19 protein-coding genes are annotated in these 23,375 nt (G+C 70.0%); 2 read left to right on the top strand and 17 right to left on the bottom strand.

What is annotated here, in order from left to right:
* Positions 1-25: 25 nt before the first annotated feature.
* The 3 genes from VHS75_RS09720 to ppc form a co-directional block, all read right to left on the bottom strand.
* A complete protein-coding gene (locus VHS75_RS09720; protein ID WP_329638414.1) occupies positions 26-235 on the bottom strand; it encodes a hypothetical protein in 210 nt (69 codons plus the stop codon).
* Positions 236-376: 141 nt separating this feature from the next.
* Positions 377-1,516, bottom strand: a complete 1,140-nt coding sequence (locus VHS75_RS09715) for an NAD-dependent epimerase/dehydratase family protein (protein WP_329638413.1) — start codon at positions 1,514-1,516, stop codon at positions 377-379.
* A 17-nt stretch (positions 1,517-1,533) separates the two neighbouring features.
* On the bottom strand, positions 1,534-4,242 hold the full coding sequence (ppc, locus tag VHS75_RS09710) for a phosphoenolpyruvate carboxylase (RefSeq protein WP_329638412.1): 2,709 nt from the start codon (positions 4,240-4,242) through the stop codon (positions 1,534-1,536).
* 91 nt (positions 4,243-4,333) lie between these two features.
* On the opposite strand from ppc, the gene VHS75_RS09705 reads away from it, so the two are divergent.
* On the top strand, positions 4,334-5,605 hold the full coding sequence (locus VHS75_RS09705; protein ID WP_329638411.1) for an amidase: 1,272 nt from the start codon (positions 4,334-4,336) through the stop codon (positions 5,603-5,605).
* A 7-nt stretch (positions 5,606-5,612) separates the two neighbouring features.
* On the opposite strand, the gene VHS75_RS09700 is transcribed toward VHS75_RS09705, so the two are convergent.
* From VHS75_RS09700 to VHS75_RS09680, 5 genes are read right to left on the bottom strand one after another with little or no spacing between them, the layout of a single operon-like run.
* Positions 5,613-6,266 (bottom strand): SCE4755 family polysaccharide monooxygenase-like protein, encoded by a 654-nt coding sequence (locus tag VHS75_RS09700; protein ID WP_329638410.1) that lies wholly within the window; start codon positions 6,264-6,266, stop codon positions 5,613-5,615.
* A 53-nt stretch (positions 6,267-6,319) separates the two neighbouring features.
* The gene (locus VHS75_RS09695) at positions 6,320-6,451 is read right to left on the bottom strand and encodes a hypothetical protein (RefSeq protein ID WP_329638409.1); all 132 of its coding nucleotides are present in this window, start codon (positions 6,449-6,451) and stop codon (positions 6,320-6,322) included.
* Positions 6,418-6,723: an MmcQ/YjbR family DNA-binding protein gene (locus tag VHS75_RS09690; RefSeq protein WP_329638408.1), complete on the bottom strand. Its 306-nt coding sequence runs from the start codon at positions 6,721-6,723 to the stop codon at positions 6,418-6,420. The genes VHS75_RS09695 and VHS75_RS09690 overlap by 34 nt, the downstream gene beginning before the upstream one ends.
* 19 nt (positions 6,724-6,742) lie before the next feature.
* Positions 6,743-9,259 (bottom strand): ABC transporter permease, encoded by a 2,517-nt coding sequence (locus VHS75_RS09685; RefSeq protein WP_329638407.1) that lies wholly within the window; start codon positions 9,257-9,259, stop codon positions 6,743-6,745.
* A complete protein-coding gene (locus VHS75_RS09680) occupies positions 9,256-9,957 on the bottom strand; it encodes an ABC transporter ATP-binding protein (RefSeq protein ID WP_329638406.1) in 702 nt (233 codons plus the stop codon). Before VHS75_RS09680 ends, VHS75_RS09685 begins: the two co-directional genes overlap by 4 nt.
* Positions 9,958-10,013: 56 nt before the next feature.
* Between VHS75_RS09680 and VHS75_RS09675 the strand changes: the two genes are divergently transcribed.
* The gene (locus tag VHS75_RS09675) at positions 10,014-10,670 is read left to right on the top strand and encodes an arylesterase (protein ID WP_329638405.1); all 657 of its coding nucleotides are present in this window, start codon (positions 10,014-10,016) and stop codon (positions 10,668-10,670) included.
* Here the strand turns inward: VHS75_RS09675 and VHS75_RS09670 are convergent.
* The 9 genes from VHS75_RS09670 to VHS75_RS09630 all read right to left on the bottom strand — a co-directional run.
* Positions 10,667-13,747, bottom strand: a complete 3,081-nt coding sequence (locus VHS75_RS09670; protein ID WP_329638404.1) for an efflux RND transporter permease subunit — start codon at positions 13,745-13,747, stop codon at positions 10,667-10,669. The genes VHS75_RS09675 and VHS75_RS09670 overlap by 4 nt on opposite strands.
* Positions 13,748-14,665: a hypothetical protein gene (locus VHS75_RS09665; protein WP_329638403.1), complete on the bottom strand. Its 918-nt coding sequence runs from the start codon at positions 14,663-14,665 to the stop codon at positions 13,748-13,750.
* Positions 14,662-15,921: a TolC family protein gene (locus VHS75_RS09660; protein WP_329638402.1), complete on the bottom strand. Its 1,260-nt coding sequence runs from the start codon at positions 15,919-15,921 to the stop codon at positions 14,662-14,664. Before VHS75_RS09660 ends, VHS75_RS09665 begins: the two co-directional genes overlap by 4 nt.
* A gap of 98 nt (positions 15,922-16,019) precedes the next feature.
* On the bottom strand, positions 16,020-17,027 hold the full coding sequence (locus VHS75_RS09655; RefSeq protein ID WP_329638401.1) for a YncE family protein: 1,008 nt from the start codon (positions 17,025-17,027) through the stop codon (positions 16,020-16,022).
* 86 nt (positions 17,028-17,113) lie between these two features.
* Positions 17,114-18,439, bottom strand: coding sequence for a HAMP domain-containing sensor histidine kinase (locus VHS75_RS09650; RefSeq protein ID WP_329638400.1), 1,326 nt, complete (start codon positions 18,437-18,439; stop codon positions 17,114-17,116).
* Positions 18,440-19,117: a response regulator transcription factor gene (locus tag VHS75_RS09645; RefSeq protein WP_329638399.1), complete on the bottom strand. Its 678-nt coding sequence runs from the start codon at positions 19,115-19,117 to the stop codon at positions 18,440-18,442.
* Positions 19,118-19,173: 56 nt separating this feature from the next.
* Positions 19,174-19,491 (bottom strand): PepSY domain-containing protein, encoded by a 318-nt coding sequence (locus VHS75_RS09640; RefSeq protein WP_329638398.1) that lies wholly within the window; start codon positions 19,489-19,491, stop codon positions 19,174-19,176.
* 165 nt (positions 19,492-19,656) lie between these two features.
* Positions 19,657-21,036 carry a metallophosphoesterase gene (locus tag VHS75_RS09635; protein WP_329638397.1) on the bottom strand — a complete coding sequence of 460 codons (1,380 nt, stop codon included), beginning with the start codon at positions 21,034-21,036 and terminating at the stop codon, positions 19,657-19,659.
* 98 nt (positions 21,037-21,134) lie between these two features.
* Positions 21,135-23,375: TonB-dependent receptor (locus VHS75_RS09630; protein WP_329638396.1), on the bottom strand; the 2,241-nt coding region annotated here is incomplete at its 5' end.

The following is a 23,375-nucleotide window of genomic DNA, read 5'->3' as shown; positions in this document are numbered from 1 at the left end:
TTCGCTGCGCCAGTCTTGCCAAGCGTCAGCCGGCGTCGGGATAGCGGAAGATCAGGCCGCCGCGGCCATCGAAGACCATGTAGCGGAACGGCAGGCCGTGCTCGAACGGCTCGCGGCCGTACATCACCGCGGCCTGCAGCTTGGCGTCCTCAGAGCCCTCGGCCTCGAGCCGTTCGGTGCGGGCGGCGATCTTCGCGGCGGCTGGCCACTCGAAGACGACGATATAGGCGCTCATACGCGAGCGCCCCGCCCGACACGACGGAAGCAAATCATTGGCTGCGAGATCTCCGGAAGCGGCGACGGTCCACAGGCTCGACGCCACGCGCCGGCAGATGCCTCAAATGGAGGTCATGCCTTTCAACGGCTTTGGTCGCCCCTAGGCCTTCCAGGCGGCCAGGAGCGCCGTCTCGCGCTCCGGCGTCAGGCCGGAGCGCAGCTTCGCCTGCCGGTCCGCCGGCAGGGTCTTGAACCAGGCCAGGGTGTCGCCCGCCGTGACCGGAAGCGGGCGATAAGTCAGCCCCGCCCTCAACGCCGCGGCGATGCTGCGGCGATGGAAACCCATTGTCTCGCCCTGCCCCGGAATCCACACCGGCATGTCGCTCCAGGCGTTGACCTTCTGGGCCCGCAGGAACGGCGTGGCGATCCAGGTCAGCTTCGGCGTGGCGGGGACGCCAGCGGCGACGCCGTCGAGGAACGCCTTGGTCGTCATCGGCCGGGCCGGCCCCGCGCCGTTGAAGGTCCCGGCGGTGCGCTGCTCGGCCATGCGCACGACCCATTCGGCCAGGTCGCGGGCGTCGACGAACTGCACCGGATCGGTCCCGTCGCCCGGCGCGGCGACGTCCGCGCCCCAGCGTCCGCCGGGATTGGCCAGCCGCACGAGCCAGTAGGTGAAGCGATCGGTCTCATCGCCCGGCCCGACGATCAGACCGGGGCGGATGACAGTGGTGGCGGGCTCGCCGAACTGGCGGCGCGCCTCCGCCTCGCTGACCGCCTTGAGCTGGCCGTAGAGCCCCGCGTCCTTGGCCAGCGTCTGGGCCGTCTCGGCCATGGGATCGGCGCCCTTGTAGGCTGCCACGGCCGCGGTCTCATCGGCCGGGATGTCGTTCTTCTCGTAGACCGAGATCGTCGAGATGAAGACGTAGTGTTTGACCTTGCCCTTCAGCACCTTGGCCGCGTCGCGGACCCAAAACGGCAGGGTGGTGGGATTGTCGATGCAGACGTCCCACTCGCGGCCCTCCAGGGACTTCAGGTCGCCGGTGTTGCGGTCGCCGAGCAATTCCTCGACCGGGCCTGGCCAGTCCTCCTTCTGGCGGCCGCGATTGAAGATCGTCACCTCGTGACCGCGGCTCAGCGCATAGCGGACTTCGTGTGGGCCGATGAACCCGGTGCCGCCCAGGATCAGGATGCGCAGCTTCCTGGGCTTGCGCTCCGCCGCATGCGCCGCCGCGCCGGACATTGCCAGGGCAGCCAGCGCACCGGCGCCCAGCTTCAGATGATCGCGCCGTGTTGCCGCCATGGATGTCCCCTCCCGGCTCAACCGGTGTTCCGCAGGCCCGCCGCCACGCCGTTGATGGTCAGGTGGATGCCTTCCTTGACCGCGTCGTCCTGATCGCCGCGGCGCCGGCGGCGGATCAGCTCGATCTGCAGATGATTCAGCGGGTCAATGTAGGGCAGCCGCGAGCGGATCGCCGCGGCCAGGTCCGGGTCCTTCTCCAGCACCTGCGACTGGCCGGTGATGGCCAGCAGCGCCTCGCAGGTGCGCTCCCACTCCGCCTTGATCTCCCCGAAGATGTGATCGCCCAGCGCCTTGTCCTCGACCAGGCCCGCGTAACGCCCGGCGATGGCCATGTCGGACTTGGCCAGCACCATCTCCATATTGGCCAGCGCCGAGGAAAAGAACGGCCAGCTGGCGCGAAGTTCGGCGAGCTGCGCCATCGGAACGCCTGCGTCGCGCACCGCCGAGCCGAAGCCGAACCAGCCCGGCAGCATGGTCCGCGCCTGGGCCCAGGAGAACACCCACGGGATGGCCCGCAGGCCCGCGATGCTGCGCGTCGTCTGCCGCGACGTGGGTCGGCTTCCGATGTTCAGGTCGGCGATCTCGGTGATCGGGGTCGCGCCGTAGAAATAGTCGACGAAGCCCGGGGTGTCGTGGACCAGGGCGCGGTAGGCGGCCATGGAACCCCGGCTCAGCGCCTCCATGGCCTCGGCGTGCGGCTGGGCGACCACCGAGCCCGCCTCGTCGCGGAACGAGGCCAGCACCATGCCGGCTGTGAGCGTCTCCAGACTCTGTCGGGCGAGCTCGGGATCAGCGTATTTGTTGGCCACCACCTCGCCCTGCTCGGTGATGCGGATGCGCCCGTTCACCGTGCCGCCGGGCTGGGCCAGGATCGCCTCGAAGCTGGAGCCGCCGCCCCGGCCCACAGCGCCGCCGCGGCCGTGGAACAGCTGCAGGCGCAGCCCCTCGTCGCGGGCGACCCGGCCCAGGGCGCGGGAGGTTTGATAGAGCTCCCAGGTCGAGGTCAGATAGCTGCCGTCCTTGTTGCTATCCGAGTAGCCGATCATCACCTCCTGCAGGCCGATCGGCTCGACCAGCTTGCGGATCAGCGGCAGGGCCAGATAGGCCTTCAGGGTCTCAGGCGCGGCGCGTAGGTCGACGATGGTCTCGAACAGCGGCTCGGCGAAGATCTGCGTGGTCGGCGGCCGCTCCGCGCCCTCGCCCGGGGTGAACAGGCCCACCTCCTTCAGCAGCAGGTAGACCTCCAGCAGATCGGAGACCGAGGTGGTGTTCGAGACGATGTAGGAGCGGATGGCGTCGCGGCCATAGAGCCGCTTCACGTCCGCGGCAGCCTGCAGGATGGCGTACTCGCGAACCGTCTCCTCGCCATAGGTCGCGAACGGTGAATGCAGCAGCCGGCCGTGGCTCAGCTCGGCGACCAGCAGGTCGCGGCGCGCCTGTTCGTCCAGGCCCAGGTAGTCGTCGCAGACCCCGGCGACCTTCATCAGCTCGGCCACCACGCGCTCGTGGGCCGAGGAATTCTGACGCATGTCCAGGCGGGCCAGGTGGAAGCCGAAGGTGTCGGCCGCGCGGATCAGGTCCGGCAACGGGCCCTGGGCGAAGAGATCGCCGTGGCTGGCGATCAGGCTGGCCAACACCGTCTCCAGGTCGGCCTTGAAAGCGTCGGGCGAGCCGTAGGCCTCGGCGTGGACCGCGGGCGGCCGCGCCGGCGCCTCGCCCACCAGAAGCTGATAGGTCGCCGCCAGCCGCGCGTAGACGCCGGTCAGGGCCTGGCGGTAGGGCTCGTCCGCCCGCTGGGCCGAGGCGTCATGCGCCAGGCCGGCCAGGGCTTGAAGTTCGTCGCTCACCTTGGCCAGCCGCGCCGACTGCGACAGCTCGGCGCCGAGCGCGTGCACCCCGTCGAGGTAGTCGGTCATCACCGCGCGGGCCTGCCGCGCCAAGGCCGCCCGCATGACGTCCGCGGTCACGAATGGATTGCCGTCCCGGTCGCCCCCGACCCAGGAACCGACCCGCAGAAAACTGTTCAGCGCTGGCGGATGGCCCAGGACTTCGACCCAATGAGCGTAGAGCCGCGGCAGCTCCGGCAGGAAACTGCGCTCGAAGTAGGAGACGGCGTTCTCGACCTCATCCTCGACACCCGGCTTCACCGAACGCAGCAGCCGCGTGCGCCAGAAGATCGACACCTGGCGCTTCAGTTCGCGCTCGATGGCGGCGCGCTCGAGCTCGGTCCGGGCCTGCTCATAGGCGTCCAGGTCGTCGGCGATCGCGCCCACGCGGTCGAGCACGCTCTTGCGGCGCACCTCGCTGGGGTGCGCGGTGATCACCGGCGCCACCAGCGCGCCCTGCAGCAGGTCGATCACTCGGTCGAGCCCCACGCCTTCGGTGGCCAAGGTACGGATCGCCCCGGCCAGAGTGTCGGGGCGGCTGTCCCCGCCACGGCCGCGGCGGCGCTGGATCTGGTCCTCGGCGATGTTGGTGATCTGCAGGAAGCAGGCGAAGGAATGGGCGAAGCGCACCGTGTCCGGCAGGCTGAGCGCGCCCAGCCGCTCGGCCATGGCCTTGGCGGCGGCGTTCGTGCCCTCCCGGTGAAAGGCGACCGAGGCCTTACGGGTCTCCTCGATCTGGTTGAACACCGCCTCGCCGTCCTCGGCGCGGATCACATCGCCCAAGACGCGGCCCAGGAACCGGATGGTGGTGCGGAGCTGGTCGGGCATCGGTGCGGTCATGACCTCAACGATGGCCACAGAGGCTTGCGTGCGTCATCTGGTTTCCTGACGCCATAGCGGCGATAGTCATTTCTTCCGCTAAGGAACCTCCATGACGCCTGACGACGCGCTCGCCCGGATCCGCCGCTACGACGGCCGCTTGAACGCCTTTGTCCGCGTCTTCGACCCGCCGTGGGGCGATGGTTCCGGACCGGTCTTCGCCATCAAGGACCTGTTCGACGTCCAGGGCGTCCCTACCGGCGGCGGGGCGCAGGTCCCGCTAGCCGAGAACCCGACGGCCAACGCGGTGGTCGTCGACAAGCTGCTCGCCGCCGGCTGGCGAGCGATCGGCAAGACCCAGACGGTCGAGCTGGCCTACGGCGGCTGGGGCACCAACCGCGCGGTCGGCGCGCCCTGGAACCCCTGGGACGCCAAGGTCCACAGGGCGCCCGGCGGCTCCTCGTCCGGCTCGGCGGCGGCGGTGGCCGCCGGCTTCTGCGACGCGGCCCTGGGCAGCGACACCGGGGGTTCCGTGCGCATCCCGGCGGCGACCTGCGGCGTGGTGGGCCTGAAAGCCGGGCGCGGGCTGGTCAGCCTCAAAGGAGTCCATCCGCTGGCGCCGTCGCTGGATACGGTGGGCGCCCTGGCCAAGGACGTAGCCACCGCGGCGCGGATGCTAGGGATCATCTCGGGCCCGGACGGCGCGACCGCGGATCGCGGGCCCTTCGATGCGGAGGCCGCCCTGACCGGCGAGGTCGAGGGCCGTCGCGTCGCCGCGATCCCCTTAGACCACCTGGGCGAGGTGGACGCCGACGTGGGCCGCCTCTACCTCGCCGCCCTCGACAAGCTGAGGAAGGCCGGCGTCACCGTGCAGATGGTCCGCCCGCCCAAGGCCCTGGACGAAAGCTTCGCCCCCAACGGCCTCTTGATGGCCGGCGAAGGCTGGCGGATATGGCGCGAGCGGATCGAGCGCCACCGCAAGGTCATGGACCCCTGGATCGTCAAGCGCTTCGAGGTCGGCCGCGACATCTCCGACGACCGCCTCGCCGAGGCGCAGGCCCAGCGGGCCGTCGACCAGCGGGAGTTCCATGCCTGGCTCGCCGCCTACGACGGCCTAGCCACGCCCACCTGCCCGATCCCCGGCCCTCCGATGGACAAGGTGGACGAGACCACCTCGCCGCTCAGCCGCCTGACCCGCGCCGCCAACTACCTCGACCTGCCGGGCATCAGCGTGCCCTGCGGCCTCACCGGCGAAGGCATGCCGGCGGGCCTGCAGATCATCGGCCGCCCGCGCGACGAAGCGACGGTCGTCGCCCTGGGCGCGGCCTTCGAGAAGGTCAGCGGCTGGAACGGCCGCCGCCCCGACATGTCAGGCTTCGGCTGAGTGGGGATCAGGTCTTGGCCTTGGCCTTCTTCTTGGCCTTGGTCTTCGTCTGACCCGGCCAGCCGGCGTCGATGGGCAGGCGCGGATTGGCCGTGACCTTCAGGTCGGCGCAGTGGTGATAGGTGAAGCGTCCATCCGGGTTGATCGGATGCTCCTCCATGAACTGGATGATCTGCAGCGAGCAATGATCGCAGTTGATGTTGGGAATCTTGACGTAGGTGTCGAACTCCTGGCCTGGCACGCGGGTGTGATGATCGAAGATGCCGTCTGTCAGCACCGGCGGCTTGGGGTTCGGATCGACCTTGCCGGAGACCGACCACGGCTTCCCGTTCGGCCCTTCCTTGGTCACGTCCTCAGGGTCCGGCGGCAGCTCCGAGCGGTCGAGCACCGACAGCGCCACACGGAAGTGGCCCGGGTGGTAGACGGTCTCCTTGACCTTGATGCGCAGGAGCTCGCCGCCGGCGACCTCGGTGACCGCGCCGGTGGGCTTCCCCGGATTGGCGGTCGTCCCACCACAAGGCCCGAGCTTCTGCGGGTCGCCGAGCTGGTTCTCCTCGATCCAGGACGCCGGCGTTTGCAGGATGAAGTGGGCTGAAGTGACGGCGGGCGCGACCAGAGCGACAGCGCCGGCGATCAGGCCCGCAGCGATACGACGTTTCATATTCCGGATCCCCTGAATCAGCCTGACGCCAGCGTCACCTAGTTGGATCGCACTTACCAGATTTCCGATCGGAGACCATCTTCGTCCGGCGGCAGCCGGTCCAGCAGCGTCTTCGGGGCGGACAGCCGCCAGGCGCCCTTCAGCAGCGCCGTCAGCTCGTCCTCATCGATGGCCGCCAGCCGCACCAGCACCCCGGATAGCCGCGGTAGTGGTCGTCCTCGAAGAAGCGATCGGGCGCGGCCGCGTTGAGCACCTCCCGGCGTTCGATCAGGCAGCGGATGGCCACCGACGTCGGATCGGGCACGCGCGCCTTCTTCGGATGGACCCGCAGCATGAAGCTCCAGACCAGGCCCTTGCCGCCGGCCACCTCGAAGGCGATGTGGTCGCCGCCGCGCGAGGTTTCGATCACCTCCGGCAGGGCCATCGCCAGCCGGCGGACGGTGGCGTGATCGACCATGGTTCCTCCGCGAGGATGCCTACTCGGCGCGCAACGCTGGCGCCGGCCGTTTGGATAGCGCCTGGAAGGCGGCGAGCAAACCGCCAACGCCGGCCACCACAGAGGCCGCCGCCAGTAGGGCCGCGACGCCTGCCCAGTCCATGCTCCACTTGGCGTGGAAGACCTTCACCACCACCGGCCAGGCGGCGGCGTAGCCCAGGGCCACGCCGGCCGCGCCAGCGATGACGCCCACCGCGCCATACTCCAGAACATAGGCGCTGAGGATCTGCCGGCGCGAGGCGCCCAGCACCTTGAGGATCGCGGCTTCCCGCGTTCGGGCCCGTGCGCGCGCGGCGATGGCGCCGGTCAGCACCAGCAGGCCGGCGAGCGCGGCAACCGCGGCGGCCCCACGCACCGCCAGGGCAAGCCGGTCGAAGAGGTCAGTGGCGGCCTCCAGCTGCTCGCGCACGGAAATGACGTTCACGGTTGGGAAGCTGTGGCCCAGTTCGCGGATGACCGCGGCCTCCTGCGCCTTCGACGCCTTGGCGATGGCCACCTGCCGCAGGTTCGCGCCTTCCATGGCCGAGGGCGTGATCACCAGCGGAAAGCTCGCGCCGAAGCCGCCGAAGTCGACCTTGCGCAACACCGCCACCCTCGCGTCGATGTCGTTCCCGAGCACGGAGAGCGTGATCTCGTCGCCCACCTTGATCTGCTCGCCGCGCGCGACGTCGACGTCCATGGCCACCTGCGCCGGCCCTGAATAGCTCGCGGACCACCAGCGGCCCTCCTCGATCCCCGCGCCTTCCGGCTCCGAGCCGATGGCCGACATGGAGATGTCGCTGTCGTAAGCCCAGCGGTCGGATTTCGCGATCTTCTGCACGTCCACTGGCTGCCCGCGCACCTTGGTGATCCGCCCCGTCACAAAGGGCTCGCGCAGATAGTTCTTGGAGGTCAGGGGCGCGTCGAAGCCGCGCCGGACCGCGGCGTCGAACTCGGCCGGCCGGTCGCCGGGGATGTCGGTGAAGACCAGGGCCGGCGCGGTGCGCGGGGCCACCTCCGCCACCTGGTTCAGGAGCGCAGACTGGATCAGCACCACCGCCGCCAGCAAGGCGACGCCCAGGCCGATCGCCGGCGAGGCGGTGCGTGCCGCCGAATGCGGTCCGGAGAGGTTGGCCAGGCCGATGCGCAAGGGCCCCCTCGCCCAGGCGCGCGCCCTGCCCGCCAGCACCGCCGAGCCCCAACCCAGGGCCCACAGCAGGCCGAAGGAGACCGCCACGCCGGCGATCATGATCGTCGCGGCCAGCGGCGTCGGCGCGGTGATCACCGCCATGGCCGCCAACCCGATTGCGGCCAGGACGGCGCCCACGATCTCCGGCCCGATCTTGAACGTCCCGGAGAGGTCGCTGCGGAACAGGCTGGCCGGCGGCGTGGACCGCGCCCGGCCCAGCGGCGCCAGGGAAAAGGCGGCCGCCGACAGCAGGCCGAAGGCGGCGGCCTTGATGAGCGGCGCCGGATAGACGGCGAACAGCGCCGGGATCGGCAGGCTGTTCTTGATGATCTCGCCCATCGCCAGCGGCGCTGCGGCCCCGATCGTCAGGCCGATGGCGACGCCGAGCGCGGCCAGGAAGCCGATCTGGATCAGATAGACGTCGCGGACCAGCTGGCCCTCGGCGCCCAGCGCCTTGAGCGTGGCAATCACCGGTTTGCGGGCCTCGAGATAGGCGCTGACCGCTCCGAACACGCCCAGGCCGCCGGCTACCAGCGAGGCCAGGCCGATGAAGCCCAGGAAGTACTCCAGCTGGTCGATCAGCCGATGGATGCCGGGCGCGGCGTCCTCGCGGTCGCGGATGCGCACCAGGCCGCCCAGCTGCCGATGCAGATCCGCCTTGGCCGCCGCCAGCGGCGTTCCCGCCGGCAGCTCGACCCGGGCTGTCTCACCGAACGGCAGGCCGACCGCCATGAAGCCGCCCTTCTGTACCGCCGCCAGATTGGTGATCACCCGCGGGCCCAGCGCAAAGCCGCGCGACAGGCGGTCGGGCTCCTCCAGCAGGACGCCGCGGACCACCAGCGGCAGGTTGCCCGCCAGGAAGGTGTCGCCGACCTGCATGTGCAGCCTGTCGAGCAGGGGCTGCTCGACGACCGCGCCCGCGACGCCGCCGACCGGCGCGATGGCCGCCTGCAACGAGGACGCGCCCTTGAGCGTCACCTTGCCGGCGAGCGGATAACTGGAATTGACCCCGCGCAGCTCGATCAGGCGGCGCTCGCCGGCCGGCGACTGCGCCATGGCCATGGACGCCACCGAATAGGACACCTGCCCCGCGCGGCTGAGGATCGCCTGCTCCGCCGGATTGAAGCCGCGCTGGCGGACGGTCAGCGCCAGGTCGCCGCCGAGGATCTCGCTGGCCTGACTGGCCAGGCCGCGGCGAAAGGCCTCCGCCGTCGAGCCCGCCGCGGCGATGGCCGCCACCCCCAGCGCCAGGCAGGCGAGGAAGATGCGGAAGCCGCGCACGCCACCGCGCAGCTCGCGCGCGGCGAACCGGAAACTGAGCGGCGTCATGCGCTTGCGGCGCTTTCCTGAGCCACGCGTCCATCCCGCAGCCGAACGGTGCGCCCGGCTCGCCTGGCCAGGGCCTCGTCGTGGGTGACCAGCACCAGGGCCGCGCCGGTCTCGGCGACCAGATCGAACATCAGGTCGGCCACATGGGCGGCGTTGACGGCGTCGAGGTTGCCGGTGGGCTCGTCGGCGAACAGCAGGGCCGGCCGCGAGGCCAGCGCGCGCGCCAGCGCCACCCGCTGCTGCTCGCCGCCTGAGAGCTGGTGCGGATAGTGGCCGCCCCGCGCGGACAGGCCCACGCGGTCAAGCCAGGCCTTCGCGGTTTCCGTCGCTCCGGGCACCCGGGCGATCTCCAGTGGCGCGGCGACATTCTCCGCCGCGGTCATGTTCGGCAGCAGGTGGAAGCTCTGGAACACCAGGGAGACACGGCCCCGGCGCAGCCGCGCGCGGCCGTCCTCATCGAGGCTCGCCACGTCCTGGCCGAACAGCAGCACGCGGCCGCCCGTGGGCCGCTCCAGACCCGCCGCCACCGCGATCAGCGACGACTTGCCCGACCCCGACGGCCCGACCAGCGCCACACGCTCGCCACGCCGCACGGCGACATCGAGCCCACGCAGGATCTCCACCGGCCCGGCTGTCGAGGGAAGGGTGAGGGAGACGTTGTCGAGGACCAGCGGATCGGCGGCGTCAATATCGGTCAAGGCGGACCCTTCAAGCGTTCAAGTCGCGTACACGATCCCCTAGATAGGACAGGCGTATGGCCGATACACGACCCCACTTTGTTTCTCGCCGAACCCTGGTCGCCGCCGGGCTGGCCGCCGTGCCCGGCGCCCTGCCCTCCTGGGCCCTGGCCGCGAACGGGCAGGTGGTGACCATGCTGGGGGATTCCATCACCGCGGGCTACGGCCTGCCGCAGGCCGCGTCGCTGCCGATCCAGCTGCATCTGGCGCTGCAGAATCTGGGCGTCGCCAACCTGGTGCGCGGCGCCGGGGTTTCCGGCGACACCACCCAGGACGGCGCGGCGCGCGTCGACTTCAGCATCCGGCCCGACAGCCAGGTGGTGGTCGTGGCCCTGGGCGGCAACGACCTGCTGCAAGGGGTCGATCCCAAGACCACCCACGCCAACCTCGAGCACATCGTGCGGCGGCTGAAGGCGCGCCACATGGCCGTGATCCTCTGCGGCCTGCATGCGCCGCCGGAGCTGGGCGCCGGCTACGCGCGCGACTTCGACGCGGTGTTTCCGGGCGTGGCCAAGGCGGAGCGCGTCACCCTCTATCCCGACCTGCTGGCCGGCGTGGCCCGCAATCCGGCCCTGAACCAGGGCGACGCCATCCATCCCAACGCCAAGGGCGTGCAGATCATCGCTGGCAGGCTGGCGCCGGTGGTGGCCCAGGCGTTGAAGAAGCGAGCTTAGGCCGCAGTCACGGCCCCGCGCCCGAACCGCCATGCCAGCGCTGGGAGCAGGACCAGGCTCGCCACCGTCGAGGTGATCAGCCCGCCCAGGATGACGATCGCCATCGGCCCCTGGATTTCCCGGCCCGCCTGACCGGTGGCCAGCGCCAGCGGCAGGACGCCCAGCCCGGTGACCAGCGCGGTCATCAGGATCGGCGTCAGCCGCTCGCGCGTGCCCAGCAGCACCGTCTCGACGGTCCAGTCGTGGCCCTCGTCCTCAGTGAGCTGTTGCAGGCGCGCGACGAGCAGGATGGCGTTGCGCGCCGCGACCCCGAACAGGGTCACGAAGCCCACCAGCGAGCCCAGCGACAGGCTGCCGCCGGTGAGCCCGACAGCGATCACGCCACCGACCAAGGCGAAGGGCGTCGACCCCAGGATCAGCACGGTCGCCCGGCCGCTGCGGAACGCCAGCAGCAGCAGGGCGATCACTCCGCCGACGGCCAGCACGGTGTTGAAGAGCAGCTCCTTGCGCGCCTCGGCCGCGCCCTGGGCGGCGCCGCTATATTCCAGGAAAACGCCAGGCGGCAGCTTCACCTTGGCCGCCACAGCCGCCTGAACCTCCTTGGAGACCCGGGCCACATCGCGCGGCGCGGGATTGGCGGTCACCGCCTGGCGCGGCCGCCCGCCGTCGTGGGCCACCATGGTACGGCCGTCGGTCAGGTAGACCTTAGCGATCGAATTCAGCGGCACGGTCGTTCCCGTCGCCGAGCGGACCAGCAACTCGCCCACCGCTTCCGGGTTGCGCTTCATGTCAGGCGGCGTGGTGACGGCGACATCAATGGTGCGGGTCTCTTGGAAGATCTTCGCGCCGGCCGATCCTTGATAGGCCGCACCGATGGCCGCCAGCGCGTCGGCGGGCGCCACCCCGAACCGCGCCATGGCGGGAAAGTCGAGATCGACGCGGACCACCGGCGTCTTGGGCGGTGTCTGCACCTGGACGTCGACGGCGCCCTTCACGGTCTTCGTGACGTCGGAGATCTGGTCGGCCACCTTGTCCAGCGTGTCGAGATCGGCGCCGTAGATGCCCACCACCAAGGCGGCCGTCTCGCCCGACAACGACTCGCCGATCCGGTCGCCGAGGAAGGTCAGAACTTCGGTCTTCAGGCCCGGGTAGCTGTCCAGGACCCCATGGATGGACTTCTCGATCCGGTCCTGGTCGCCGCCGGAGAGGTCTGGCTTCAGCTCGACATGGAACTCGGTGCGTTCGGTCCCGAAGGGGTCCTCGCCGCCTTGGGCGCGGCCGATCTGCTGCTCGATGGAGCTGACGCCTTTGATGGCCAGCACGTCGCGGCTGATCTTCGCCCCGTAGTCGCGCATCACCGCGAGCGAGGTCCCCGGCGGCCCAGAAACGCCCAGCACGAAATGGCCTTCGCGGAAGCTGGGTAGCAGCTCGGAATCGAAGAGCATGAAGCCGCCCACCGTGATCGCCAGCGCCACAGCCGCGGCGATCAGCGACCAACCCGGCGCGGCGATGGCCCGCTTGAGGATGCGCTCGTGCCCGTGCTTGGCGTGCCGCAGCCAGCCCGGCTCGATCTTGAGGTGGGCGCGGCGCAGCATCAGCAGGGCCAGCGGCGGCGTCAGCACCACCGCCACCGCCAAGGACGCCAGAGTGGCGATGATGAACGAGGCCGCCAGGGGCGAGAAGAAGGCCCCCTGCAGGCCGTGCAACAGCAGCACCGGCAGCAGCACCATGATCAGCATCAGCGTCGCGTAGACCACCGGTGCGCGCACCTCCACCGAGGCGGCCAGCACCACGTCACGGGCGCGGGCCCCCGGCGTCGCCGTGCGGATGCGCCGCACGATATTCTCCGTGCCGATGACGGCGTCGTCGACCACCACGCCCAGCGCCACCGCCAGGCCGCCCAGCGTCATGGTGTTCAGGGTCGAGCCCATTCGGTCGAGCACAATCACCGCGGTCAGCAGGGCCAGCGGGATCGACACGAAGGCGATCATCACGGTGCGCAGGTCCCGCATGAACACGAACAACACGAGCGCAATCAGCACCGCCCCGATGGCCAGGTCCTCGCCGATGCCCTTCAGCGCCGTGCCGATGAAGTTCGCCGGGCGATGCAGGCCGGCGTTGACGCTGACTCCCTGGGCTTTGAGCGCCGGCGCCATGTCGGCCAGCGCCTTCTCCACCGAATGGGTCGCCTCCAGGGTGTTCGCCCCATACTGGCTGGAGATCGCCATCATGACGCCGGGCTTGCCCATGATCAGGGCGTCCCCATCCAGCGGGCCGGCGCCGTCCACCACGTCGGCGATGTCGCCGATGCGGGCCGGCGCGGCTCCGTCCACCGACGGCAGGGGCGCGGCGGCGACGTCGGCGGCGCTCTGAACCTGGCCGTGGGACTCGATCAACACGCGCTGTTGCGGGGTGTCGATATAGCCCGCGCCGGAAACGCCGGTGGCGGCGGTCACCGCGGCCAGAACGTCGGACAGCCCAAGCCCTCGCGCGGCCAGTTCACCGGGCCGAACCCGCACCTCGATGCGCCGCACCTGGCCGCCGAATACGGTGGCGCGCGCCACGCCGTCCGTGGCGAGGATCTGCGGCCGTACCGTCCAGTCCACCAGATCGCGAAGTTGCATCGGCGTCAGCTTGTCGCTCGTGAAGCCCAGCTTCAGCAGGTCCATGGTCGACGAAGTCAAAGGTGAGACGTGTGGCGGCGTCACGCCCTGCGGCAGGGGATCCAGTTCGTTCAACGCCTCGGAGACGATCTGACGGTCGCGGAACGGCTGGGAGCCCTCGGCGAAGTTGACCGTGATGGTGGAGAGCGCCGCCGTCGATTCAGAGCGGATCGAGGCCACGCCGGCCGAGCCGCTGATCGCCTGTTCCACCGGCCTGGTGACCAGTTTCTCCACCTGTTCGGCGGTCAGGCCCGGCGCGTTGGTTTGCACCTCCACCTGGGCCGGCACGAAGTCGGGGAAGACGTCGAGCTTGGCTCGGCCCAGCACGATGCCGCCATAGATCAGCAGCAGCACCGCGGCGGCCACCATCAGACGCGGCCGGTCGAGCGTCCAGGCGACGATCCTCGAGAGCATCTAGTCGGCGTCCTTGCCGGCCGGCTTCGATTGGGCGGCAAAGAGCTGCGCGGCCCCGGCGGTGACCACCGGCTCGCCGGGGCGGAAGCCGGAGGCCACGAACAGGCCCGCAGGATCGGTCAGCGCGCCGGTCACGGCGCGCCGTTCGAAGTCGGTGGCGTCTCGCCGGACATAGACGAAGATCTGGCCGGCGTTGCGCATCAGCGCCGCCTGCGGGATCACCACGCCGTCGCCGCCAGGGCCCTCGTCGATGACGGCGGGGGCGACCGTGCCGGTCCCGAACTGGACGGCTTGCGGCCCGCTCACCAGGGCCAGGACACCAGTCGACTGCAGGCGCGGATCGCCAACCCGGGTCGGGCCGAGGATCGCGGCGCGCACGTGGCCGCTGGCCAGGTCGATGTCCGCCACGCCGTGGGCCGTGGCCAGGCCCTGGGCGGAGTCGATCCGCACCAGGGCGGCGCGACCGGCGGCGATGTCGGCGACCAGCTTGCCGCGCTTGCCGTCGGACAGCCTGGCCAGCGCGGGGCTCCATTCCAGCCCGACCCGGCGGCGCAGCAGCGACAGCTTGGCCGCGTCCTGCCGCGATTGGGATTCCGCGGCCTCGGCCGCCTGATCGGAGACGGTGTGGTCCGCGTCGCTCAGATGCCGCGTGCGCAGCGCCTCGGCGCGCGAGGCCTCATAGGCGGCGATCGCCGTGGAGATGTCAGAGTCGAGCTGGGCCAGCGGCCCGGAATCCATGGCGCGGGCGAAGCCGCTCAGCGTCACGCGTCGCCGGCCCGCCGGCAGGGGGACAGTCATCACCCCGAGCCGCGCCTGGGTGGCGGCGTCCATCTTGAGCAGGGCGGCCTCAGGCGCGGCCACAGCCGGCGCGGCCAGCAGGGCCAGGCCCATCGCCCAGGCCCCCACAGAAGACTTCATCGCGCCCCTCCCGCCCGCGGCGCGGGCTGTTCCGTCATCGCCTTGCCGATCACCGCCGTCTCCGCCGGATCGAAGGACCGCCGCAGCGCGTCTTCCAGGTCCGCCGAGGCCGAGGCCGCGGCGTGCTGGGCGTCGTTCACCGCCAGGCCGGCGTCGACCGCGGCGGCCTGGGCCGCCAGGGTGTCGACCTTGTCGGTCGCGCCCGCCTGCTGCGACCGCAGCGCCGCCGCCGCCGCCGCGCCGGCCAGGGGCACGTCCTGCTCGCGGTTGCGCTTCAGGTCGTCCCAGGCGGTGGCGAAGGCGGCGCCGGCAATGTCGACCGCGGCCAGCACATTGGCCTGCGCCAGCTCCAGCGAGCGGCCCGCGGCGGCGCGCGTGGCCTCCGCCTGGCGGATGGCGTTGCGGTTCAGGTCCCAGGGCGGCAGGGCCAGCCCCACGTCGAAGGGGTACTTCTGGACCCCGTGGTCGTAGAAATAGGTCGGGCTGATGCTGATCGCCGGATACTGGATCGCCACCTGCAGGCGCAGGGCCTGCTCGGCGATGTCGTAGTCGGCCACCGCGCGCAGCACATCGCGGCGCGAGACCGCCGCATCGCGCCGCCAGCTTGGCAGGTCGGCCAGCGACGGCGCGGCCTCCTCCATCGGCGCCAACGGCAGGTCCCTGGCCGCCGCCACGCTGACCCCCAACGCCTTGGCCAGCGCAGCGACCGCAGCGTCCCGGCGACCGGAGGCGGCAGCCAGCCGACGCCTGGCGGCGGTCAGGTCGGCGTTGGCGGTGATGGCGAGGGTGCGCGCGTCCTGCCCCGCCTCAACACGACGCTCCAGGCGCTGGGCCCGGTCGGCGCGCATGCCCACGGAAACCGTCGCCAGGATGATCTCGGCCCGAGCCGCGTCAGCGTCGATCCGGGCCTTCTCCAGGTCGGTGCGCACGCTCCAGATCGTCTCGCCCAGGTCATAGTAGGCCTGCAGCGCCTGCAGTTCAGCGGTGTCGATCCGCGTGCTGCGCCGCGCGCCGTAGTCGAGCGGGATGTTGCTGGCGGCAGTGTAGCCCCAGCGCGGCTGCTCGGTGGCGTATTCGGCGGTGAGCGTCAGGCTGGGCCCCGGCGGCGCCTTGGCCGCGCGCACCCCGGCCAGCGCGGTCAGATACTTGGCCCGCGCCTCAGCGATCTGGGGATTGTTGGTCAGGGCCGCTGTCAACAGGTCCGCGCCGCTCCAGACCTGGCCCGGCGGCTTCTGTGTCAGGGTTCGCGCCGCCACCGCGGCGGGAAAGGCCTCAGGGTGCGGCGGCGCGGGTGCATAAGCTATGCACCCGCTCAAGCCCAGAGCCAGGACCGCTGCGCTGAGAGCCCCTCGCCTCACTTGCCGACGACGAGGATCTTGAAGCTGCCGGGGACCAGGGGCGGACGACCGCCGCCGGCCGGACGCGGGCCGAATTCGGCGGCCGGCAGGTAGACCCGGCCGCTGCGCAGGTCGATCGCAACGGTCCGGGCGCTGACCTGGGTCTTGACGGTGTCCACGATGCTGGCCTTGCCCTTGCCCACCGAGACGATGGCCAGGGTTCCGTCCTGGCCGGCCGACACAAAGGCCAGCTTTTGGCCCGGGTCGTAGGCGATGCCGTCGGCGCCCTTGCCGGTCGCCAGGGTGGCGACGACCTTGCCGCTGGTCGCGTCGACGACGACGGTCGCCCCGTCGCAGGCGGCGATCAACTGCTTGTCGGCGGCGTCGTAGGCCAGGCCCGTCGGGCCGTCGCAGCCGGCCAACGGATAGTGCGCGAGCGCCTTCCTGCCGGCGATGTCGATGGCGACGACCTCGTTCTTGTTCTCAACATTCACCCACGCCTTGCCGGCGCCGTCGACCGCCGCGGCCTCCAGGTCGCCGCCGACCGGGATCGCGCCGACCGCCTTGTGCGCCTTGGGGTCGATCAGGGTGATGTCGCCGCCCCGGTGATCCATCACCAGCACCAGGCCGGAATGGGCGTCGAAGGCCGCTGCGTCAGGCCCGGCGCCGGTCTTGACCCGGGCGACCTCGGCCCAGGTCTTGGCGTTGTAGAACACCGCCTCGGCGGTCCCGCCGTTGGTGACCATCACCTCCGTCCCGCCGTTGACTGGCAGCGGATCGTGCAGGATCGCGCCTCGGGCCAGATCCGCCGTCACCGCCTTGGTGGCGATGTCGAGCGCCACCACCGAGCCGCCGTGCGCGACGAGCACCCGATTGTTGGCCGGGTCGACCCGCACATAGTCCCAGCCGCCGTCGGGGCCGGAGATGTGATCGATGACGTGATAGCCCGAACCCGCCGCCTGGGCGGTGATCGGAACGGCGGCGCAAAGGCCAAGGCAAAGCGCGGCGATGCGAGAAACGGTCATGAGATGTCCTCCCTTTGCCCCTCGCTAAACCCTGTCGGCTGACCGGTTGATGACGGCCAGATTGCCGAACCCCAATAATTCGAATCCTACGCCGGTTCGGGGAAGGTGACACGCGCCTCCAACCCGGGTCCGGCGGGTATCAGACTTACGTCCGCTCCGTGAAGTTTCGCCACGGCCGCCACCAGGGCAAGGCCCAAACCGCTGCCCGGCGTCGAGCGGCTGCGCTCAAGGCGATAGAAGCGATCGAACAGCCTCTCGCGCTCGGCCTCCGGCACGCCGGGCCCGTTGTCCGTCACCGAAAGCATGGGCGAACGGCCCACCCGACCCGCCGTCACGACAATCCGCGCCTGCGGCCCGGCGTGGCGCAGGGCGTTCTCCACCAGATTGACCAGCATCTGGGTCAGCAGCTCCGCGTCGCCGTCCACCGAGGCCGGCCGCTCGACCACCAGGCTGAGCGACTGGTGATTGTCCTCCGCCGACGGCGAGAAGGCCTCGGCGACGGTCTGGGCCAGGGCGGCCAGATCGCAGGGCTGGAAGGCGGCCCGCCGGGCGCCGCCCTCGATCTGCGCGATCCGCAACAGGGCGGCGAAGGTGTCGAGGATGGAGTCCAGGTCGCCCAGCGCGCCCTCCAGCGCCAACCCCTGTTCCGTCGGCGCGGCCAGGCCCGCCTCCAGCCGCTGACGCAGGCGGGTCAGCGGCGTGCGCATGTCGTGGGCGATGTCGTTCGACACCTGCTTCAGGCTCTCCATCAGGGCCGCGATCCGGTCGAGCATCCGGTTGAAGGTCAGCGCCAGGCGGTCGAGGTCGTCGTCCGACCCGCGCACCGGCACGCGTCGCGCCAGATCGCCGTCAATGATCGCCTCGGCAGTGCCGGAGATCGCGGCCAGCCTTCGGTGGACGTCGCCGCTCAGCGCATATCCGCCCAGTACGCCCAGCACCACGACGCCGACGAACGCCAGGCCGAAGCCGCGCATCACGACGCCATCAAGGGCCTCGATCCGCTCCTCGTCGTCGCCGACCAGCAGCTTGTGACCGTCCGGCAGGCCGACGGTGAGGATCCGGATCGCCTCGTCGTCGCCGCGCCGGTCACGGTGGCTTTCCATCGACCAGCCGATGGGGGCCCGCGTCGCCCCGAGCCGTCCGGCCAGCGGCTCGCCCTGCGGCCCCTGCAGGCCGAAATCCAGCGAACCTACGGCGCCGTCGCGCTCGTGCACGGCATCGATGACGCCCTGCAGCCCCTCGGAGCGGTACTCTTGGACGAGGGCTGCCGATTCCGCGCCGATCCGCGCCTCCACCTGCCGCGACAGGGCTTGGCGCGTGGTGAACAAGGTGATGATCCCGAGCACGACCACCGACAGGGCGAAGACCGCCGTGTAGAGCGTCGCCAGCCGCAGGCTGGTGGAGCGGAACATCTAATCCGGCTCGCGCAGGACGTAGCCGGCGCCGCGCACCGTGTGGATCAGCTCGCAGCCGTGGCCGCGGTCCACCTTGCCGCGCAGCCGGCTCATATGGGTCTCAACGATGTTGGTCTTGGGATCGAAGTGGAAATCCCAGACGCTCTCCAGCAACATGGTGCGCGTCACCACACGCCCGGCGTGGCGCAACAGATATTCGAGCAGCTGGAACTCACGCGGCTGCAGTTCGATGCGGCGGCCGGCCCGGCTCACCGTGCGTTTCAGGAGGTCGAGCTTCAGGTCGGCCACCACCAGCTCGACGCGCAGGTCCTGGGTTGGCGGGCGCCGCGCCAGGGCGTTCACCCGCGCCTGCAGCTCCGCGAAGGCGAAGGGCTTGACCAGATAGTCGTCGGCGCCGGCCTCCAGGCCCTCGACCCGGTCGTCGATGCCGCCCAGCGCGGTCAGGAGCAGCACCGGGGTCTTCACGCCGGAGGTGCGGATGGTGCGCAAGATCGCCAGGCCGTCGACTTCCGGCAGCATCCGGTCGAGGATGATCACGTCATAGGTCTCGCCGGCCGCCAGCAGCAGGCCGTCGCGTCCGGCGGCCGCCCAGTCGACGGCATGGCCGGCCTCATTCAGCGCCCGCTTCAAATAGCCGGCGGCTTCCCTATCGTCCTCAACGATCAGCAACTTCATGGCGGCGAACCTGCCTTGAACCGCGGTCGGCGGAAAGGGTGGCGCAGTGTCATGCCTTAGTCGGGGTGGGCGCCCTCGACCCTGTTCTCAAGCACCTTGCCGGTCTGGGCGTCCACTCCGACCTCGAACGCCTTGCCACGGGAACTGACGTTGAAGGACCACCGCAGACCGCTGCCCCCGGCCTCCTTCTCCAGTTCGCGGTCGATGATCCGCCCGGGCCGCGCCTTGGCCGCGATGGCTTCGGCCTGCGCCAATTGGACCTTGGCCCTCGAAGCAAGCTCGTAGCCTAGATAGGGCGCGGCGGCCGCGAGCGCCTGGGCCGCCGGCGCAACGATCGCCAGCGCGGCGGCCGATAGGATGATGATCGTCTTCATGGGACCTCCGGGGAAAGCCGCCCAGCAGATCACACAGTGCCTGCCCGCCGCCTTCCGCCGTCATGACCCGACCCATACGATTTACCAATGTCGCGTGCTCGTGGCCGGCGCTCCAGGGTCGCCAGCCGCGTCGCCGTCAACTGGGCGACGCGAGGGCGATGCCGGTCATCGGACGACGACCTGGGGGATTTCGCATTGCGAGCGGCGCCCCACGATCGTGCAGCGGTTCACCGCCTCACCGCGGGTGTTCCAGACGGTGACCTTCCAGGACCTGGTCCCGCGACGTTCCAGGGTCATGTAGCCGAACCCGTCGACCCATGAGCTGAAGTGGGCGATGCGCGCGCCGGGCGCCGGCGCCACGTCAGGCGGCAGCTCGGCGGGGATCGGCACCACATCCTCCTCGGTGCCCGAGAACCCGGCGATGAACTGAGAAGGATGGTCGGTGGAGAAGCCGACCTGCTCCCACAGGTGCACGTGCCCGGCCAGCAGCACATCGACCTTGGCCGGCAGCAGTCCCGGATTGAGCGGTCCGAACACCGACTGGATGGCTGCGTTGCCCGGCTTCAGGGTCACGGGGCCCTTCTTGTCCTCGGCGGCGACGCCCAGCATCGGATAGTGGTCCAGGGCGAAGGTGTAGGCGGCGCGGCGCGCGAAGGCGTCGAGCTTGGCGTAGGTCTCGCGATATTGCGCCGCCCTGGGATCGGTATCGGCCATCGCCTTTGTCCCCAGGGCCGACAGGTCCAGGACGACGATCTGGGCGCCGGCGCCGAGCGGGACGGCGTAGGGCGGCGCATAGTCGCCGGTCACATCCTGCGCAGGATCGTTGCAGCTGTGTCCAGCGGTCAGCGGACGAGGCTCGATGAACCGCCACCACCCTTGGCCCGCCCGGTTGCAGGTCTCGTGATTGCCGCGGGTCATGACCCAGGGCGCGGCCCGCAGCAAAGGCGCGGCGGGCTCGAAAAAGTCGGCGCGCCAGGCGTCCAGACCGTAGCCCCAGGGCGAGCCGGCGCAGCCGGCGTTCCCCTCCGGGCACGGATTTTCCCGGTAGAGCAGGTCGCCGACGTGCACCACCAGGTCGGGCTTCCAGGCCGCGGCTTTCGCCGCCACGGTGGCGAACGGATACTTCACCGGGTCGTTGCAGGCCTGCCAGGCGTGATCGCTTTGCTTCACCCGGCAGCCGGTGTCGCCGATCACCACGATCCGGCGGGCGGCTGCGGCCGGCATCGGCAGGCGCACGCCCTGGACGCTGACTGCGCGGGCGCCTGCGGGCAGCTGCGCCTCGCAGGTCAGGGCCGGAAACGCCGAGGGCTTGGAGTTATCCGGCGTCGATGCGGTCGGCCGCTGAGGCTCGGTCTCTGCCGGCGCCCGCAGGCTCATCGGCCGGGCGTGGTTGTCGACGCTGATCCGTGGGCAGGACGGCGCGGCGGTGATCACCCGGGCGACGGCCCGTCCGCCGTCGCCCAGGATCACATAGGCCGCAAGCGGCGCTTCGGTGGCCCAGGCCGGGACCGCCCAGCCGAAAGCCACCGCCAGGCCGACGGCCATTGCCGCCCGCCAACCGCCTCGCCTGCGTCCCGATGCCATAGCGCCCTGGGCCTTTCCTGCCGACGGCCAGGTTGACGCCGTCCCGTCCGGCCTCGGCCCTAGAAGTTCACCTTCAGCGACAACTGATAGTTCCGTTCCGGCTGGAAGTAATACTGGTCGTAGGGGACCGTCTTGCCGGGCTTGATCGAGGTCACCTGTTGGCTGTCGGTCAGGTTGTAGACCGCGCCCTCCAGCCGGTAGCGGCCGAAGCGGTAGACCAAGGTGAGATCGGCGGAGTGGTAGCCGTTGATCTTGTAGGCGGCCGGCTCGCCCTCTGCGCCCCACTGAGTGCCCGTGTATTTGTCGATCAGCGAGGCGGTCCAGTGCTCGTCCTGATAGTAGACGCCGACCGCGGCGGTGGATTCCGGCGCGCTGGCGATCTGCTTGCCGCCGACGATGGTCACCGGCGTTCCATTGATCGTGGTGTTGGCGCCCTGGGCCTTGGCCGAGTTGAGCGAGCCGTTGGCGAAGACGAAGATCCGATCGGTGGCCTGGAAGGTCGCAGAACCTTCGACGCCCTTGTAGATGGCGCCGCCGAGGTTGAAGTTGACCGTCTCGAGGCCGGCGAGCGGGTCGGTCACCGACACCGTCTGCAGCTTGTTCTTGAAGTCGATGTAGTAGAGGTCCGCGTCGAGCGTCAGGCGCGAGCCGTGGTAGACCACACCGGTCTGGTAGTTCGTCGACTTCTGCGGCTGAAGCTGGCTAAGCGATGGATTGACCACCTGGGTCACGCTCACGTCGGGGATCAGGAAGCCGGTGGCGTACTGAGCATAGGCCGACAGGTTGTCGCGGATCCTATAGTTCGCCGTGAAGAAATAGAGCGTCTGGGTGAAGAGGTGCGAGTCGTTGAACGGCTGGCGCGACTTCTGGTTGACCTGGGATTCCACGAAAAGGTTTTCGTGCACGTACTTGATGCCGGGCGTCAGCGTCAGGTCCGGCGTGACCTTCCACTCGAAGTCGATGAAGGGCTCGTACTGGTGCCAGCCTGAGTTCTGCAGATACTCTTCGTACTGCGGGACGCCGGCGAGCACCGGCTGGCGGTAGTCGACGACCTTGTTGGTCCAGTTGTTCAGGCTGAGCGTCGCGTCGTAGTCGTAGCGGGCCCGAGGTCCCGTTTGCGCCGTCTCCAGCCAGACGCCCGCCTTGATCGTCCCGAACGGCAGGTCCTGGTCGACGTGCAGGATGTCGCCGTAGATCTTGTAGACGTTGAGCTTGGTGTAGCCGGGGACGTCCCCGTTGACGACGGGCTTACCGCCCGGGACCTGGGTGATCTGCAGGCCCTTTTTGTTGATGATGTCGGTCGGCGATAGGGTCGGGTCGAGTGCAGATTCCGTGTCGTTCTTATAGTAGTAGGAATAGACCGTGTCTTCGAGGTGCGTCGTCGACGTGACGTCGCCGTTGAGCTTGGCGTAATTGAAGTAGGTGTGCTTATCGACCAGGTTGTACCCATAGTAGGTCGGGTCCGCCTTGTTGTTGTCGAGCGCGAAATTCTTTCCGTACAGCGCCACCTGGGTCAGGGTCGCGCCCGCGTTGTCGTTGACGTGGACGCGTGTGTAGTTCCAGGTCCCCAGCACCGTCAGCTTCCAGCTGTCCATGATCGGGATGACGCCACGGACGAACTGGTTGGAGGCCACGGCCTTGCTGAGCGACTGCGCGCCGGCCGTCTGCAGCTCCTGGAAGTTGAACAGGAAGTGGGCGCCGTTCAGCTGATCGATATCGCCCGTCGAGAGCTTGGTCACCGACTCGAAAGTGCTCCACGAGCCGGTGGTCAGCGATTGTGAGCCGCCCCTCTCGTCGCTCACTTCCGGCGAGAAGATGTTCACCGAGCCGCCGAAATTGGCGACGCCCATCTGACTGGCTTCGCCGGGACCGCGGTCCACCACCACGGCGCCGATCGTCGAGGACGGGAAGAATGAGGTGGAGTGGTGCGTCGGGCCGTTGGCGTCGCCCCACGGAATGCCGTCGTAGGTGATGTTGTACTGACCGTCCTGGAAGCCGCGTAGCGTGGTCTTGGACTCGCCCAGGCCCGGGCCGTTGGTCGAGGTGCCAGACGCGCTCGGCGTCAGGTTGACGATCTGGGTGTAGTCGGCGGTCGCCGGGATGAACTGGTCGATCGCCTTGCGGTCGACGATCGACTGCGGCTCGGTGGCCTTCAGCGAGGACTTCGACGGCGCGGTGGCCTGCGGGCTGTTGGCGCTGACGCCGGTGACCACCAGCTCCTCGACCTTGTGGCCGAAGTCCGGAGTTTCCGGATCGATGTGGACCGGGCCAGCGTCTACCGCCGTGGCCGCCGCCGCATC

The organism is Phenylobacterium sp., from assembly GCF_036264965.1.
GTDB lineage: Bacteria > Pseudomonadota > Alphaproteobacteria > Caulobacterales > Caulobacteraceae > Phenylobacterium.
This window is presented reverse-complemented; position numbering and strand designations above follow the sequence as displayed.

What these genes read in the sequence shown, in the direction of transcription:
- VHS75_RS09720 (WP_329638414.1), bottom strand. Translation starts at nt 235, where the DNA reads ATGAGCGCCTATATCGTCGTCTTCGAGTGGCCAGCCGCCGCGAAGATC.
- VHS75_RS09715 (WP_329638413.1), bottom strand. Translation starts at nt 1,516, where the DNA reads ATGGCGGCAACACGGCGCGATCATCTGAAGCTGGGCGCCGGTGCGCTG.
- ppc (WP_329638412.1), bottom strand. Translation starts at nt 4,242, where the DNA reads ATGACCGCACCGATGCCCGACCAGCTCCGCACCACCATCCGGTTCCTG.
- VHS75_RS09705 (WP_329638411.1), top strand. Translation starts at nt 4,334, where the DNA reads ATGACGCCTGACGACGCGCTCGCCCGGATCCGCCGCTACGACGGCCGC.
- VHS75_RS09700 (WP_329638410.1), bottom strand. Translation starts at nt 6,266, where the DNA reads ATGAAACGTCGTATCGCTGCGGGCCTGATCGCCGGCGCTGTCGCTCTG.
- VHS75_RS09690 (WP_329638408.1), bottom strand. Translation starts at nt 6,723, where the DNA reads ATGGTCGATCACGCCACCGTCCGCCGGCTGGCGATGGCCCTGCCGGAG.
- VHS75_RS09685 (WP_329638407.1), bottom strand. Translation starts at nt 9,259, where the DNA reads ATGACGCCGCTCAGTTTCCGGTTCGCCGCGCGCGAGCTGCGCGGTGGC.
- VHS75_RS09675 (WP_329638405.1), top strand. Translation starts at nt 10,014, where the DNA reads ATGGCCGATACACGACCCCACTTTGTTTCTCGCCGAACCCTGGTCGCC.
- VHS75_RS09670 (WP_329638404.1), bottom strand. Translation starts at nt 13,747, where the DNA reads ATGCTCTCGAGGATCGTCGCCTGGACGCTCGACCGGCCGCGTCTGATG.
- VHS75_RS09665 (WP_329638403.1), bottom strand. Translation starts at nt 14,665, where the DNA reads ATGAAGTCTTCTGTGGGGGCCTGGGCGATGGGCCTGGCCCTGCTGGCC.
- VHS75_RS09655 (WP_329638401.1), bottom strand. Translation starts at nt 17,027, where the DNA reads ATGACCGTTTCTCGCATCGCCGCGCTTTGCCTTGGCCTTTGCGCCGCC.
- VHS75_RS09650 (WP_329638400.1), bottom strand. Translation starts at nt 18,439, where the DNA reads ATGTTCCGCTCCACCAGCCTGCGGCTGGCGACGCTCTACACGGCGGTC.
- VHS75_RS09645 (WP_329638399.1), bottom strand. Translation starts at nt 19,117, where the DNA reads ATGAAGTTGCTGATCGTTGAGGACGATAGGGAAGCCGCCGGCTATTTG.
- VHS75_RS09640 (WP_329638398.1), bottom strand. Translation starts at nt 19,491, where the DNA reads ATGAAGACGATCATCATCCTATCGGCCGCCGCGCTGGCGATCGTTGCG.
- VHS75_RS09635 (WP_329638397.1), bottom strand. Translation starts at nt 21,036, where the DNA reads ATGGCCGTCGGCCTGGCGGTGGCTTTCGGCTGGGCGGTCCCGGCCTGG.